Origin of the sequence: Variovorax sp. YR634 (assembly GCF_900106655.1) — a bacterium.
Taxonomy (GTDB): domain Bacteria; phylum Pseudomonadota; class Gammaproteobacteria; order Burkholderiales; family Burkholderiaceae_C; genus Variovorax.
Window position 1 is genome coordinate 71,804 of record NZ_FNOL01000021.1, and the last position, 13,637, is coordinate 85,440.

At 66.1% G+C, this 13,637-nt stretch carries 13 protein-coding genes; 1 reads left to right on the top strand and 12 read right to left on the bottom strand.

Translation table 11 applies throughout. The features are described from left to right. Positions 1-65: 65 nt before the first annotated feature. The 9 genes from BLV60_RS27040 to BLV60_RS27080 all read right to left on the bottom strand — a co-directional run bounded on the left by BLV60_RS27040 (position 66) and on the right by BLV60_RS27080 (position 9,350). Positions 66-545 (bottom strand): hypothetical protein, encoded by a 480-nt coding sequence (locus BLV60_RS27040; RefSeq protein WP_093058382.1) that lies wholly within the window; start codon positions 543-545, stop codon positions 66-68. Positions 546-769: 224 nt separating this feature from the next. Further along, a complete protein-coding gene (locus tag BLV60_RS27045) occupies positions 770-2,131 on the bottom strand; it encodes a DUF5666 domain-containing protein (RefSeq protein ID WP_256329598.1) in 1,362 nt (453 codons plus the stop codon). A 5-nt stretch (positions 2,132-2,136) separates the two neighbouring features. After that, positions 2,137-2,970 carry a DUF6502 family protein gene (locus BLV60_RS27050; protein WP_093058384.1) on the bottom strand — a complete coding sequence of 278 codons (834 nt, stop codon included), beginning with the start codon at positions 2,968-2,970 and terminating at the stop codon, positions 2,137-2,139. A gap of 130 nt (positions 2,971-3,100) precedes the next feature. Beyond that, positions 3,101-3,619, bottom strand: a complete 519-nt coding sequence (locus BLV60_RS27055; RefSeq protein WP_256329599.1) for a GspH/FimT family pseudopilin — start codon at positions 3,617-3,619, stop codon at positions 3,101-3,103. A gap of 8 nt (positions 3,620-3,627) precedes the next feature. Beyond that, positions 3,628-6,699, bottom strand: a complete 3,072-nt coding sequence (locus BLV60_RS27060) for a pilus assembly protein (protein WP_256329600.1) — start codon at positions 6,697-6,699, stop codon at positions 3,628-3,630. After that, positions 6,699-7,271 carry a hypothetical protein gene (locus tag BLV60_RS27065; RefSeq protein ID WP_093058386.1) on the bottom strand — a complete coding sequence of 191 codons (573 nt, stop codon included), beginning with the start codon at positions 7,269-7,271 and terminating at the stop codon, positions 6,699-6,701. Before BLV60_RS27065 ends, BLV60_RS27060 begins: the two co-directional genes overlap by 1 nt. Continuing rightward, positions 7,268-8,395, bottom strand: a complete 1,128-nt coding sequence (locus tag BLV60_RS27070) for a PilW family protein (RefSeq protein ID WP_093058387.1) — start codon at positions 8,393-8,395, stop codon at positions 7,268-7,270. Before BLV60_RS27070 ends, BLV60_RS27065 begins: the two co-directional genes overlap by 4 nt. Further along, positions 8,392-8,952, bottom strand: a complete 561-nt coding sequence (locus BLV60_RS27075; protein ID WP_093058388.1) for a type IV pilus modification PilV family protein — start codon at positions 8,950-8,952, stop codon at positions 8,392-8,394. The genes BLV60_RS27070 and BLV60_RS27075 overlap by 4 nt, the downstream gene beginning before the upstream one ends. Continuing rightward, a complete protein-coding gene (locus BLV60_RS27080; RefSeq protein ID WP_093058389.1) occupies positions 8,946-9,350 on the bottom strand; it encodes a type IV pilin protein in 405 nt (134 codons plus the stop codon). Before BLV60_RS27080 ends, BLV60_RS27075 begins: the two co-directional genes overlap by 7 nt. Before the next feature lie 338 nt (positions 9,351-9,688). Here BLV60_RS27080 and BLV60_RS27085 point away from each other — a divergent pair, with 338 nt between their 5' ends. Continuing rightward, positions 9,689-10,090, top strand: coding sequence for a hypothetical protein (locus BLV60_RS27085; protein WP_143042646.1), 402 nt, complete (start codon positions 9,689-9,691; stop codon positions 10,088-10,090). A gap of 28 nt (positions 10,091-10,118) precedes the next feature. Here the strand turns inward: BLV60_RS27085 and BLV60_RS27090 are convergent, their stop codons facing one another. The 3 genes from BLV60_RS27090 to BLV60_RS27100 form a co-directional block, all read right to left on the bottom strand. After that, the gene (locus BLV60_RS27090; RefSeq protein WP_093058391.1) at positions 10,119-10,835 is read right to left on the bottom strand and encodes an alpha/beta hydrolase; all 717 of its coding nucleotides are present in this window, start codon (positions 10,833-10,835) and stop codon (positions 10,119-10,121) included. Next, positions 10,832-12,505 carry an ATP-binding protein gene (locus BLV60_RS27095; protein ID WP_093058392.1) on the bottom strand — a complete coding sequence of 558 codons (1,674 nt, stop codon included), beginning with the start codon at positions 12,503-12,505 and terminating at the stop codon, positions 10,832-10,834. Before BLV60_RS27095 ends, BLV60_RS27090 begins: the two co-directional genes overlap by 4 nt. Positions 12,506-12,586: 81 nt before the next feature. Beyond that, entirely contained in the window at positions 12,587-13,483 is an 897-nt protein-coding gene (locus tag BLV60_RS27100; RefSeq protein ID WP_256329601.1) for a LysR substrate-binding domain-containing protein, read from the bottom strand. Positions 13,484-13,637: the final 154 nt, after the last annotated feature.

A 13,637-nucleotide genomic window follows, 5' to 3' on the forward strand; every position in this document is an offset into this window, starting at 1 on the left:
GAAGTACGTTATTTGCAGGTACCCGTTCGATGCGTTGCGGCGAGCCACCCGCCGCCCCTCCAAGTTCACATCCGCCGTGCAACCAGGGCCGTGCGCCCCAGGGGAGTGACCCGCAGGACTACCGCCTGCTTGAACTTCTGCTGGTTCTGCCGGGTGCGGCAGGTCGGGGGAAGCGTGGCTTCCACCATGCCCGCCGCATTCAACACGGCCACCGAGTTGATCTCCGCTGGATCGTCGATACGCAGGGGGAAGATCGAATTGCCGATCTTGCGCAGGTAGTCGAGTGGCATGACAGGCCATTCCTGGCCCTCGGCAGTCGTTGCAACATTGCCGGTCTGCAGGCTGGCGATCTCCGCGTGTCCCGCGTCCGTGATGGCGAACACCACGGCGCTCTCGTACTGTTGATAGCCGAAGTGATCGAGATGAAATTCGGCCTCGATGAGTCCGGTCGCCAGCAGGACCGATGCGTTCCTGATGTCCGGGTCAGCCGTGAGCGTCGCCGGAAACTTCTCGTGCAGAAGTCGAAGGAGGAGGGTAAGCGGCATACATGCTCCTATCTGGACCTTCCGTGCGTATCGAGCGGTTCGTCACGAGGTCCGAGGGTCGTTCGGGTTTAAATGTGATTTTTTCACTTTAGTTATTTTGTTTTACATCAACCGCCCGGCCTTGTCGATAGGAGGCACTCCACGACCATGAGGCCGTGGATGAAATCTGCTGTGGATAGCGAAAGAAGAGGGCGCCCAGGCAATGCGGGCGCCCCCTGGCAGCCTCAAGGCGTGGTGAATGTCACCCGCTGTGCGATCAGCACGCCGTCGACCACCCGGTCTCCGACAACGGTCACCCGCTGGCCGTTGCCCAGGTTCGCTGCGGTGCCGTTCTCGAAGATGACGCCGCTGCCGCTGGCGTCCACGGGCTGACCGCGGACCTTGAAACTGGCAGGCGACTGGTACGCGCCGATGGCGCCGATCAGCGTGAACGATGCCGGGCCGCCCGTGCCCGGAACGTTGCGGATGCGCAGCTTCTTCACCACCAGCACACCGCCCGACATGAAGCCGTCGACCTCGACTTTCACGCCGTTGCCGAGCGATCCCACAGGGCCGCCCGTGATCTGCGCATTGGTCGCGTCGACCGGCGTGCCCAGCACCTTGAACGAGCCGCGCGAGGCGAAGTCGGTGATGACGCCCGCCAGCTGCACAGCGATGCCGTCGCTCACTGGGATGGCATACCAGCCCTGCACTGTCGTGGCCGTGAGCACGCCCGCGATCGGCGCGACAGTGCCACGGGCGCGAACGATGATGCCGTTGGCGAGCGACGATGCGTTCATGCCCGTGAAGGCAGCCGAGCTGAAGTTGATCGTGAGCTGGCCGAGCGTGAAGGTCTTGCGCACGGTATCCAGGTTCTGCACGGTCCCTGTGACCAGCGGATCGGTCAGCGTGGGGGCGATCTGGATGCGCGTGGCGCGCAGGGCGCCCGGTGCGCTTGGCAGGCCCCACACCTGGACGATGCTGTTCAGGTTGATGTCCGCCAGTCCGTTCGCGTCGGCCCAGACGGTGGCCGAGTCGATGCTCACGACGGTGCCCATCACGACGAAGCTGCCGGCCGAGGTGTCGATGCCCGAGGCCGCGCCGCGCAGTTCGGCAGCCGACTGGACCTGCGTGGCGACGCCGCTGGTGAAGTTGGCGTCAACCTTGCCGGCGACGCGCGCACTCATGCCGATCTGCAGCTCGGTGGCGTCTTCAATGGTGAAGGTGGCGGTGTCGGTGTCGTAGCGCAGCCCATTGAGGATGATGCTGCCCAGGCCGTCCGCAGCACCGATGCCGGCGGCGTCGGCGGTCACGCCGGTGCCGCCCGAACCTACGCCGGAGCCGTCGGTGTTGCTGTTGCCGGCGGTCGTATCGCCGCCCGTGCCGCCTGAGCCGCCCGAGCCCGTGGAACCTGTGCCAGTTCCAGTTCCTGTCCCCGCTCCTGTAGAGGTATCCCCTCCGGTGTCTGTCTGCGTGGCGCCACCCGCGCCGACGCCCAGGCCGCCCACGGAGCCGCTGCCGCTACCTCCCCCCCCGCCGCAGGACAGCAGCAGGGCCATGAGGCCGACGGACAAAAGGCCGAGCATGAGCCGGCGGGGTGTCTTCATCGTGTTCATGGCTTGGGCTCGCTTTCAGAGGGGCGGGGCGGCACAGGCGCGCTCTCGTCTTCGTAATAGGTGTAGATGCCGACCCTGATGCGCCCCTTTGCTCCGTCAGGGGCGCGGTCGACTGCCTGTGTCATTTCCTGCGTCAGCTCGTGGTGCAGGGTTGCCCAGCGTTCCCGGACGAGGCGCTGGATCTGCTCGCATTCCTGCAACGTGAGCCCGCGCGCGTACACCGCCCGCTCGAGCATTCTGGGCTCCTCGCCCAGGGTGTTGGAGACGGCCGCCAGCAAATGGTCGCGGCCGTTGTCTCCCAGGAAGGCGAGCATGGACTGGAGATCCTGCACCGGCACGAAGCCGTCGGCCGTGAGTTCGACCACGCCTTCGCTCTCGGTCACCATTTGCAGGCGCACCAGCTCGTCGAGGATGGTGCGATGGTGCACGTCGCCGCGGCTGCTCATTCGCGCCACGGCCTCGAAAGAAGGCGCGGCATTGCCTGCCGTGATGGGCAGGCGCCTGAAAGTGTCATCCTGAGTAAGCATCTGCAACCACAACGTGAAAGTCTTGGCTGCTGCCGACAGCTCGGTGTGGGGCAGGGGGTCGACGGTGGAGCGGACCTTGGCGGTCACCGCCTTGCGGTTCAGGCCGGTCGTGATGGACAACTGGCTCAGATTGGGCTTGGGCACGCCCTGGTTGCGCCAGCTTCGCTGGGCCTCTTCGAGCAACAGGTCGCGCAGCAATTCCTCGAGGTGGGGGTGCTTGACCCCCATCGCGAGGGCGAGCCTTACCACCGGTCGAAGAATGCGAGCGCAGGCGGCGAGGGCCCAGTCCAGCCGATGTTCCATGGAGGCGAGCGTTATTCCTGAAGGTGCGGTTCAAAAGAGAATCAGCGGCACAAGCCGCCGATCACGGCCCACTATTGTCATGTGCAATAGTCACATGTGAAAGCTTTGGACCACTGTTTGCAGTTCGCCTTTACCCGACGCAGGTTCCATCGGCCACACGCTTGACGCTGGTCCGGCCCGTGGCGCTGATGTTGACCAGGCGGGTCTGGCCGGCGCTGGGCGAGGCCCGGCAGATCGTGATGCTGGCCGGGCTGGCGCCGACGCCGGTGGCCTGGAAGGTGAGGGCGCTCGCCCCTCCTGTGTCGCGCAACTGGTAACCGCCGGCCGCGGCCGGCTGCTGCAGCAGCACTTTTGTGCCGCTCACCACGATCCAGCCGGTTTCCCATTGGCCCGAAGTGCTGCAACTGGCGCCGTCGGCCGAAACGCACAGGGTGACAGGAGCATTGCGCTTGATGGCCTCGCTGCGCGCAAGCTGGCCGCCGGCGACCAGTGCCGTGGCGTAGGAATTCAGCCGTGTCGACAGGCGTACGCCGTCGAACGAGGGCACGGCAATGGTGATCAGCACCACCAGCACCGTCAGCGTGACCATGAGCTCGATCAGCGTGAAGCCGCCATGACGGCCTCGTGTGCTCTTGCTTTTGCGATTCACGGATCCGCCTATTTCTGGATGAACCAGTAGACCCGCCCCTTGGGCTGCTTGAACGCCGACTTTGGGGTGGCGCCCTTGGGGCTCAGGAAGGAGTCGGGTCTGGCGCCGATCACCACGTCGCGAATGCTGCCGTCGTCCAGCTGGACCCGGCCCACCACGGGCGAGGGTGCCAGGCCGCCGCCCACCACGTTCTGGAACCGCCCGTTGCTGTCCTGGGGCGCAGCGTTGGCATACGACACGTTGTAGACGTTGGCGGTGCCCAGGTCGGCGCGGCACGACTGCTGCACGCTTGGGTTGGTAGGCGTGTGCGTGTTGAAGGTGGTGATGCCGTAGGCCGTCACCGAAGCGGTCACAACCTGCTCGCCCGGGGCCAGGGCCAGATACCAGCCCTTCTTGCTCGCAAGGTCGGTGGCCGTGGGGGTCGCCGTGGTAGTGATGGCCTGCAGGGAGGCGTGGCACAGCACGGGGGTGCTGTTGCAATGGTCCGATTCGGAGCTCAGCCAGGCGGTGTCGGTGGGCTTGTCCACCAGCATGTAGAAGCGGTTGGCCACGCCGAGCGCGGAGTTGTAGTAGCGCAACGGCTTCTCGCGATCGCCGGAGCCCAGCAGGATCACGTACACGCCGTTGTCCATGACCACGTCCGGCCCGAACATGAACTTGCGGTTGGGCGTGCAGGTGCTCACCGTATCGCAGCCGAGCGAGGCGATCTTCGTCATGCTCCAGCTGCCCGGCGTCGCGTCGCCGATGGTGATCCGGTAGACGTTGCCGCCCAGGTCGGCCGCGTAGGCGATCTGTGCCAGGCCGAGACTGTCGCTGACGATGGTGACTTCGCCCGCCACCGCGCGGTCGGTGACGAAGCTGTTGAGCTGCGCGCCGGTGGCCGCATCGAGCACGTAGATGCGGTTGCCCTTGGTGCCCGTGCCGCAAGCCTGGGCGGCCGAGTTGGTGTCGACGTCTTCGCACTTGTCGTAGCCGCCGCCGAACACCAGCATCGGACTGTTGCCGGCGCCATAGCCGGTCGACTTGACAACCTTGGGCGCCGACCAGGTCTGTCCGATGCCGTCCATGCCGGTGTCGCAGCCGGTGTCGTTGTCCTGGTTCGGGCAGCCCTTGCGCCACTTGAGAGTGGGCGCCGCGGGATCGGACACGTCGAAGGCGTAGATCAACCGGCCGCCGCGGCGCATGCTCGCGAACAGCCAGGCGGTGGTGGTGCCCTGCCGGTAGGCAGCTACCGCGCCGTCCATGCCGTAAGGCTTGGGCGCCACGCTGCCGGTGGTAACCAGCAGACCGGGGAAATTGATGCGCGTGCTGTTGTCGTACAGCCGCTTGAGGCTGCCGTAGAACTCGGGCGGCACGAAAGACCATAGCTCATCGCCCGCCGCAGCCGAGCCGATGGCCGTGCTGCGGTTGCCGTTGACGGCGCGCAGCACGCCGTCGTTGCCGCCGTAGAAAACCACCACCTGGGGCACGGCATCGGTGCCGTAGTTGATGGCCACGGGGCGCGAGTGCACCACGTCGCCGTGCACCGAGGCACGCATGCTGGTGGAGGTAAGGGGGTTGCCGCTGGCGTCGGTGCGTTCGTCGCCCTTGTTGTCGGCGCCGCGGACCCAGTTGATCAGGTTGGTGCGGTCGGTGGCGCTTGCCACACCCAAAGCCGCCTGCGTGATGCTGCCGTTGCCGTCGGCAAAGCTGGTGAGCGCAGAGCAGGCGCCGGGTGCGCAGGTCTTCATGTTGCGGCTGGCCACCGCGAGGCGGCGCAGCATGTAGCCCTGCGCGCCTTTCTCGACCACGTTGCCGTCCGGGCTGTCGGCCGCCTCCTTGCCGAGGCAGTCGCCGGAGGGGCGGAAGCTCCAGTAGGCGTCGGTGTCGCTCGGCAGCGGCGTCCAGTAGCTGCGCGCGCAGGGCGCAACGAAGCCGGTCTGGTTGTTCACCGCGTTGGCGCCGGCAGCGTCCTGCAGGACGAGCTGGCTGCTGCTGTCCAGGCCCAGCTTGTATTGCTTGAGGTTGCCGTTCCAGCGCGGCAGTGCGTCCTGGTCGGGGCGGAACATGCCGACGAACACCTGGTTCAGGTAGGTGCCCTGCGTATTCACGCTTACCGGCAGGCTCACCGAAGAAAACACGCTGTTGACCGACTGGATCTTGCTGAAGATGTCATCGAGCGCCGCACCCAGCGAAGCGCCCAGGTCGGGATCGGACGAAATGTCGTAGTACTCCCCCTTGCTCTGGGTGGCCATGCTCTTGAGCAGTGCGCTCCAGCCTGGGCCCTGGCCGCCGGTGGCCTTGGCAGCCTCGACCGTGTAGACCTTGACGCCCATGCTGGTCTGCAGGAACCGCGCCCATTCGTCGGCTGTGTTGTCCTGCGAGCCGCTGGGGCTCAGCACGATAGAAGTGGTGCTGCCACCTGCGGCGAGCAGGGCGTCCGCGGAGGTCTTGCTGTCGCTGGTGTTGTCCTGCGCGGCGCCGTTGCTGATGTAGATGACGTACGTGCCAATGCAGTTTTCGGTGCTGGGGCCCACGTAGGTGGTGCTGTTCACCGCGTTCAGCGCGTTGCGCGGCAGCGCGTACACGGCCTTCGACGCGGCGGTGCCGTAGACGCTGCCGCTGTAGTCGGCCTTCAGCTTGTTGTTGCCGGCGATCGGGGTGCCGCTGGCCAGATAGCGGTAGACCTCGGCCATGGTCTTGCCGGCCTTGCCGCCATTGGACTTGTCGTCGAGCTTGTTCAGGCTGCGGATGAGCGCGCCGTACTTGACCTTGGTGCCGTCGTCCAGCGTGCGCACCGCAGCGCGCACATAGCCTCCATCGGAGTTGGAGTTGCCGCCACCGGTCTCGGTGAACATCATCAGGCCGACCTTGAATTTGTTGGACGGCAGGCTTTCGAAGGCTTTCGCCAGCGCGGTGATCTCGGCCGTGAACGGCTGATTCCAGTTGGCCGTGTTGTCCAGCACGAACAGCACATTGGGCGCCTGGGTGGCGGCCTGGTTGTAGCCCACGAAAAGGTCGATGTCCTCGGCTCGCGCCTGGCTCAACGGCAAGGCAAGCAGGGCGGCGGCGCACAGTGGTGCGAAGAGTTTCTTTGTCATCATGGTGTCGGCCCGGTCGTATTACACAGCGCTTCGAACTGCGCCTTGTTGAGCAGCGCTCGCACCCCCTGGCGCACGGCGGTGGTGGTGCCGCTGGTGGCATCGGTCACGGTGGTGCTGATGTCCCAGACCGAGTTGTATTGATCGGGCAGAGTGGACAGCCCCGAGCCGCTGCTGGAGGCCCCGCCGGTGATGCCGCTCGGTCCGGTCACGGTGCCACCGCCCGTGTCGACAGCCTTGGTTGCACGCACGCACACCGGCGCAGCGACCACGACCGTGTAGTCGGTGGTGCCGTCGTTATTGATGTCGACCAGGCTCACGGTGGCCTGGGGCGGCGTCAGCGACGGGGTGCCGTCGGAATCCGGCGCCAGCAGGCTGCTGGCAACTTCCTCGATGGCGCGGTTGGCCGCGGCAACGGCTTCGTTGCGAGTCTGCAGGTTGCCTACCGATTTGAGATTGGAGCTGCTGAGATTGAACGCCGCGGTGACCGTGAGGGTGATCAGCAGCAGCATGATCATCCCGATGAGCAGCGCAGCACCCTGCTGGCGGCGCATGGCCGGTGTATGAGTCATGGCGTCTCCCTCCGCCCGGTCACGTTGGTCAGGCGCACGGTGGTGGAAAACGCGTGGCGCTTGTAGTGATCGTTGAACGGGCCCAGGGTGGCGGAGCCCAGGTTGTAGGTGCGTGTGTCGGTGTGGCCCGGCGAAACCTCGGTGCTGCGCGCGAGCACATGGAGCTTGACCGCCACCACGTTCACCAGCTGGTCGGCAGTGCAGGGCGCGGCGACGCTGCAGTGCACGAAGCTGCCGTCGGGGCTGCCGTCGCCGCGGTTGGCGGGAGTCAGCCTGACCGCCGGATCGGCCCAGTCGATGGCCGCGGCGTAGTTCACGGCGGCGCTGGTCTTGCCGATCGTGTCCAGCCCGAACTCGACCCTGAACCCCTCGACGCCCTCGATCAGCGGTACCGGGGGCTGCTGCGCCAGGGCGCCGCCCACGAAGTCGAAGCGCGAGCGCGCCAGCGTGGGCACACCGTCACCCACGGTATCGGCGTAGTCGCGCACGTAGTAGATGTCGGCAACGAGCTTGCGCTTGGGCGAAGGCGTCGTGCAGTCCTTCTTCAGCATGTTGCCGAATCCGGCGGTGGACAGGTCGAAAGACGAAGGCTTCTGCGTGCCGCACAACGAAGACTGGAAGTACAGGTTGCCGGCGATGTCCGCCTCGCAGTTGGGTGCGCCGGGCAGGCAGGTCTCGGCGTGCCGCACCACGAGGACGTCGGTGTTGGCCTTCTTGTTCTTGAGCAGGTCGGTGCAGCTGGCGGGCACGGTCTCGTAGCTCTGCACCGGCAAGTCGAGCAGCTCGCGCTTGTAGTCATCGGTCCAGTTGACCAGGGAGTAGGGCAGGCAGGGGTCGGGCGGCGTGCCGGTTGGCACGTGCTCCGGCACACCGTTGACCGTCAGGTCGTCGAACTGGGGCATGTAGTTTTCCCAGAACCCGGCGTGGGTGAGCTCGTTCTCCAGCACGAAGACACTGAGGCGCCCACTTTCGATCTGGCGGTTCACGCGTTCCATTTCGCGCTGGGTGTTGCTCACGTTCAGGAACAGCGCGAGCAGGGCCGCCACCACGATGAGCATGATGGTGACCGCCACCATCAGCTCGATCAGCGTCAGTCCGCGCTGCCGGTTGCGCGACGGGCTCATGAAAGGGCTCCGATGCGCACGAGCGTGGTGACTGTCCTTCGGCACATGTCGCTCACGCAGCGCGTGCCAGCGGTGTCATACAGGTCCTTGCCGCAGGCCACGCCGGCGGGTGGAGCGCTGATCGGCACCAGGCCCTGCCAGGCGATGGTGACGAGGTATTCGTTGTTGCCCATGTCCTGCACGCAGCCGCGCCCGCCGATCACTGTGCCGAGCCTGCTGCTGCCCGAGGTTTCTGCGGCGCCCTGCAGCGCGTTGCACCACTCGGCGCTGTCCACCTGCTGGCGCGTGCCGGTGGCAGTGGGACACGTGTTGCCGCTGCCCAGCGGGGCGCTGGTGACGTAGCTCGAGGCCATCCGGCGATTGATCGCGATACGGCTGGCCATGTCGTTCAGCATGATCAGCGCCTGCGACCGCTGGTACGACTCCATCTCCGACGCCTGCAAGCGCGCCTGCAGGCCCACCAGGCCGAACAGTCCGAAGGCCACCACAACCAGGGTGACGAGCACTTCCAGCAGGCTGACGCCGCGCTGGGCGCTTCTCAACGCGCTTCTCACCATTTCTCCGCCGGCGTCTTCACGCCGTCGCTGTTGAGGGTGAGCGCGCCGTCGCCGGTCTGGCCGCCGATCGGGGTCAGGGTCAGCGTGTAACCGGGGACGCCGGTCGTCGACAGGACGATGTCGTAGCTGTAGTTGCTGTTGACTTCCGCCGGCAGCGCATAGCCGCTAGCCGTCAGCGCGGTTTTGTCGGCATAGCTGCGGTTTGCAAGGAGGAACTGCTGCTGCCGGTTGGCAATGTCCATCATCTGCGCCTGCGCCGCCGACCGTTTGGATCGGACGACGTACTGCCGGTAGCTGGGTAACGCGACAGCCGCCAGGATGGCCACGATGGCCACCGTGATCATCAGTTCGATCAGCGTGAAGCCACCGGTTTTGCGCTTGTGCGAGGGCTCGTTCATCCGTGATCCGTCAGAAGTGTTTCACATTGTTATAAATGTGAATTTATCACATTGAGGCTGGCCGCGGACCTTTTTCTAGCTTTCGCGGCATGGACGCAACGCGTCGCAGCAGGTGGTCAGAGGGGATGTTTTGTCGAGGCCGGAGCAGGCCGGAGGGCCTGCCAAGAACAGGACAAATGCCCCTTTCAGTTCCCGCGCGAGGTGCGCAAACTGAAGCAATGGACCCGAACCCGACCAGAAATTTCGAAAGCTTGCGTGCCGGCCTGAATGTCCTCAGAGCGGACGTCGGCCCAGGCGCAACCTTGACCAAGTTGTGCACTCAACGGCACGGAACAGGCGTGCTGATCCCGGACCCATTGGCTGGAATCTGTCGAACGGTCAGGAAGACATGCGACGCGTATCTGGAATTCGAGCCGACTCAGCTGAAAGGCGCGGCGCGCCTGGTACGTGCGCCCGCGGAAACTGCGACTCGCTTCTTCTGGCCGGAAGTCCCCGGTTCGAGCGTTCTTTTCCCCGTGAACGGGTTCATTGCCGGCTTCCTTTCCAGCAATGAGTTCATCGTGGATGACCAGATCACGTACTCCGTCTACTCGCTGAAGCCCGCAAATTCAGCGCTCATGGAGAAGATCGTGATCCGGTGCCACTGCTGCCAGCAGCGGATGCGAGTCCGGCCGGGCCGGAATCTGGTAGTCACGTGCCCGTCTTGCGGAGCCGACACGGATCTGGATCCGTTCTGCTGAAGCCGCCAGGCATTGACGCATCTCTAGTTCAGGCTGGTGTCGCCACCTGAGGCCCGAGGAAGAACTCGACCGCCCGCGCGACCACCCACGGCACGATGACGTGATCGCCGTCGAAGGGCTGCAGCGTCAGGTCGTGCCCACTCTCCAGCAGCCGTCGTGCATGCGGGTGGGCGCTGGTCTCGATCGGCAACTGGCTGTCCGAGCGCCCGTGCGCCAGGAACACGCGCGGCTTCCCCGTCTGCGTGAACGTGTTCATGAAGCCCGCCGACAGCCCGATCACGTGGCTGGCCACGTCGCCATTGGTCAGGCCGAGAGACAAGGCGTAGCTACCGCCATCGGAAAAACCGGCGAACGCCAGGCGCTCGGGGTCGATGCGGAAATGCGTGGCAACCGTCGACAACGCGCCGTCGAGCCGTTCCAGATCGGGGCCATGTCCGCCGACCACGATGTCCCACGTCGGGTACATCGACTGCGGGGCCAGCAGAAGAAAGCGCCGCGCACGCGCATGGGACACGAGATGCGGCAGCACCCGGTTGGCCTCGCCGCCCGCGCCGTGGAACATCACCAGCAGCGGCAACGGTGCATTGGTGGGCAGCCCCTCGGGTACCACCAGCACCGCTTCGCGCCCTTCGGCGAACGAGAGGCCGTGGCGTCCGGGTGGCAGCGGGGCGGCTACGGGCGCGGCGCCCGGACGGAAGCTCATGCGGCCGGTCAGCGCGCCGCCCAGCAGGCTGGCGTCGATCATTCGATCGCTCCCACCTGCGACGACATCTGCGACGAGGCGCAGGCAATGCCGCGAAACACCGCGCACTGCGCGAAAGACTGCGCCGACAGCGGCAGCTCCTTGCGGCGGCAGTACTTGCTGGTGAGCTTGAGCAGTTCCTTGATGTCGCGGCCGCTGGCGCCGGCATATTCGACCACCAGCCTGTCGATCACCGCGCCCGGAAGCTCCACGCCCAGTTGGGTCGACAGCGTGGACCAGAGTCGGCGCGCGTCGTCGGGTCCTGGCGGCTGATAGTCGATCACCGCGATGCAGCGCGACAGGATGGCCTCGTCGATATCGCCGACCCGGTTGGTGGTCATGAACAGCAGGCCGCTGAAATACTCCAGCGTGCGCAGGAACTCAGCCACGATGGCGTTGTGCTGCAGGTCGTTGTCGCGTCGTCGGATGTACACGTCGGCCTCGTCCAGCAGCAGCACGCAGTCCCAGCGCGCGGCGCGCTGAAGGATCTTCGTCAGGCTGGCCTCCACCGAGTCGGCCGTCACGCCGAGCTGGCCCGAATGCACGCGGTACAGCGGCTTGCCGACCACTTCCGCATAGACCTCGGCGGTGAGGGTCTTGCCCAGGCCCGGCGCGCCCTTGCACAGGATGGTGGTGCCGCCTGACTTGCCCGGCACCACGTCTTCCACGAGGAAGCAGCGGTCGGCCGTCAGGATGTCGATCAGGTCGCGGTGCGCCTGCGGCAGCACCAGTCGCTCGCGCAGGCCGGGCTGGTACTTGTATTCCTGCACGTGCTGCGCATGGACCCAGATGTTGCGATGCCAGTCGAGGTGGAACAGGTGCAAGTAGCAGTGCTGGGGAATGCGGTCGAAGCCGCTGTCGACACCACTCTCGCGCCAGTAGTGCGGATCGGCGGCCAGGTCGAAGCGGCGCTGCAGCAGTTCCTCGTCGTTCACGCAGCGCGCCAACGCGCCTTCGGGCAGCCGGTGGCACGCCATACTTGCCCGGGGGCCTTCGCCGGCCGTCCAGGCGCTGCCGTCGATGGTGAACTGGGCACCGAACTGCGGCTGCAGCTTCGTGAAGCACGCCACCTGCTTGTCGTACTCGCGCCTGAACTCGGCGCACTCCTTGTGGAAGCCGTGGTCGGCAAAGAGGCCGGCCAGCGTGCGGCCGGGCAGGTCTTCCGCGTAGAAGCTCAGGCCCCAGGTCATGCCCGCGAAACGCAAGCGCGGTTCGGAGGGCGGCTCGCGGCCGGCGGCCTGCAGCGTGTTGGCCAGCAGGCCCACCAGCACGTAAGCCTCGTTGTCCGCCGGTTGCACAAGGCGCACTGCATGGACCAGCCAGGGCAGCAGTACGCCGTCCTTGCCGCGCTGGTAGAGCCAGCCATCGATCAGGTCACGCGAGAGCCACTCGGTCAACGCCGGGACCATCGACTCCAGGCTGGAGATGGGCTTAGCGGGCGGTTCGCCGTTGAGGTTGTCCAGCGCGAGCAGCTGGAACACCAAGTCGCGTGAGCCGGCAGCCAGGCCCAGCTGGAAGAGCAGGTTGAGCGAGTGGCCGTCGAAATGGCAACTGGACACGACGCGCACACCGCTGCCGGCGCCAAGCCCACCCAGTTGAAGGCCAAGCGGCGTTTGCGCGCCGACCTGACCCTGCAGCGCAGCGGCCAGCATCTCCGGTATCTCGAGTTCCACGGTGTCTCCTCGTGTCGCCTTCGATGCTAGCCACGAGGTAGGGCCTGGCGCTTGACCTGGGTCAAGACCGGCGGCAGGACGCTAGGAGTCGTTCACCTGCGCCAGCAGCCATTGCCTGAAGACCTGCAGCGACTGCATCTGCGCCGACTCTTCCGGATACACGAGGTAGTAGCCCTTGGCATAGCGCCATTTGCGGCGCGACAGCCGCCGCAGGCGCCCCGACGCCACCGACTCGTCGCTCATGTAGGGCGGCAGCAGCGCCACGCCCATGCCGGCCAGCGAGGCGTTGAGGGCCATCGACATGATGTCGTAGCGCGGCCCTTCGCGTCCTGCCTCGCCCACAATGCCTTCGCGTGCGAACCATTCGTCCCATGCGCCGGGCAGGGTCTGGTGGTGGATCAGCGCCGAGCGCGGCGTGTTCACATCGACCGCCTTGCCGTGCTCGGCGATCCAGGCTGGCGCCGCGTAGGGCGAGAGGTCCAGCGGCAGCACGAACTCGCTGCGCAGGCCCGGCCGCTGGCCGTCGCCGAATTCCAGCGACGCATCGACCGGCGTGGCGCTGAAGTCCACCGGCCCCACGCGTGTGCCCAGGTTGAGCGTGATCTCGCCATGGTCGCGCGTGAACCCGGGCAGGCGCGGAATCAGCCAGTAGCTGCCGACCGAAGCGCCAACCGACAGCGAAAGCTCGCCACCCCGGCCCTTGAGCGCCATCACATTGGCGGTGGCGCGCTCCAGCCGCTGCAGCAGCGGCCCGACTTCGCCCAGGTAGTAGCGGCCCGCGTCCGTCAGGGCCAGGGCCTCGCGCCGGCGCGTGAAGAGCTTTACGCCGAGCCGGTCTTCCAGTGTCTGCACCTGCCGGCTCACAGCGCCTTGCGTGAGGCGGAGCTCCTGCGCGGCAGCAGTGAAGGAGCGCAGCCGCGCGCTGGCCTCCAGGCACATCAGGGACATCGTCGAGGGAGCGCGAACGTGATGGTTCATGAGAAAAGAGCAAGTCTGGTGCATGCAACCGATGGAGCTGCCTATACGCACCGGCCTCGTGCATGAGGAAAGCTCATGCTAAACCCAGGAAACATGGCTTGTCCAACCCGGTTCGCGGGCAGATCATCCGCACACCGATCCTTCATTGCCGGAG

Excerpts from the sequence above, each read along its gene's own strand:
- BLV60_RS27040 (WP_093058382.1), bottom strand. The coding sequence starts at position 545 with ATGCCGCTTACCCTCCTCCTTCGACTTCTGCACGAGAAGTTTCCGGCG.
- BLV60_RS27045 (WP_256329598.1), bottom strand. The coding sequence starts at position 2,131 with ATGAAGACACCCCGCCGGCTCATGCTCGGCCTTTTGTCCGTCGGCCTC.
- BLV60_RS27050 (WP_093058384.1), bottom strand. The coding sequence starts at position 2,970 with ATGGAACATCGGCTGGACTGGGCCCTCGCCGCCTGCGCTCGCATTCTT.
- BLV60_RS27060 (WP_256329600.1), bottom strand. The coding sequence starts at position 6,699 with ATGACAAAGAAACTCTTCGCACCACTGTGCGCCGCCGCCCTGCTTGCC.
- BLV60_RS27065 (WP_093058386.1), bottom strand. The coding sequence starts at position 7,271 with ATGACTCATACACCGGCCATGCGCCGCCAGCAGGGTGCTGCGCTGCTC.
- BLV60_RS27070 (WP_093058387.1), bottom strand. The coding sequence starts at position 8,395 with ATGAGCCCGTCGCGCAACCGGCAGCGCGGACTGACGCTGATCGAGCTG.
- BLV60_RS27075 (WP_093058388.1), bottom strand. The coding sequence starts at position 8,952 with ATGGTGAGAAGCGCGTTGAGAAGCGCCCAGCGCGGCGTCAGCCTGCTG.
- BLV60_RS27080 (WP_093058389.1), bottom strand. The coding sequence starts at position 9,350 with ATGAACGAGCCCTCGCACAAGCGCAAAACCGGTGGCTTCACGCTGATC.
- BLV60_RS27090 (WP_093058391.1), bottom strand. The coding sequence starts at position 10,835 with ATGATCGACGCCAGCCTGCTGGGCGGCGCGCTGACCGGCCGCATGAGC.
- BLV60_RS27100 (WP_256329601.1), bottom strand. The coding sequence starts at position 13,483 with ATGAACCATCACGTTCGCGCTCCCTCGACGATGTCCCTGATGTGCCTG.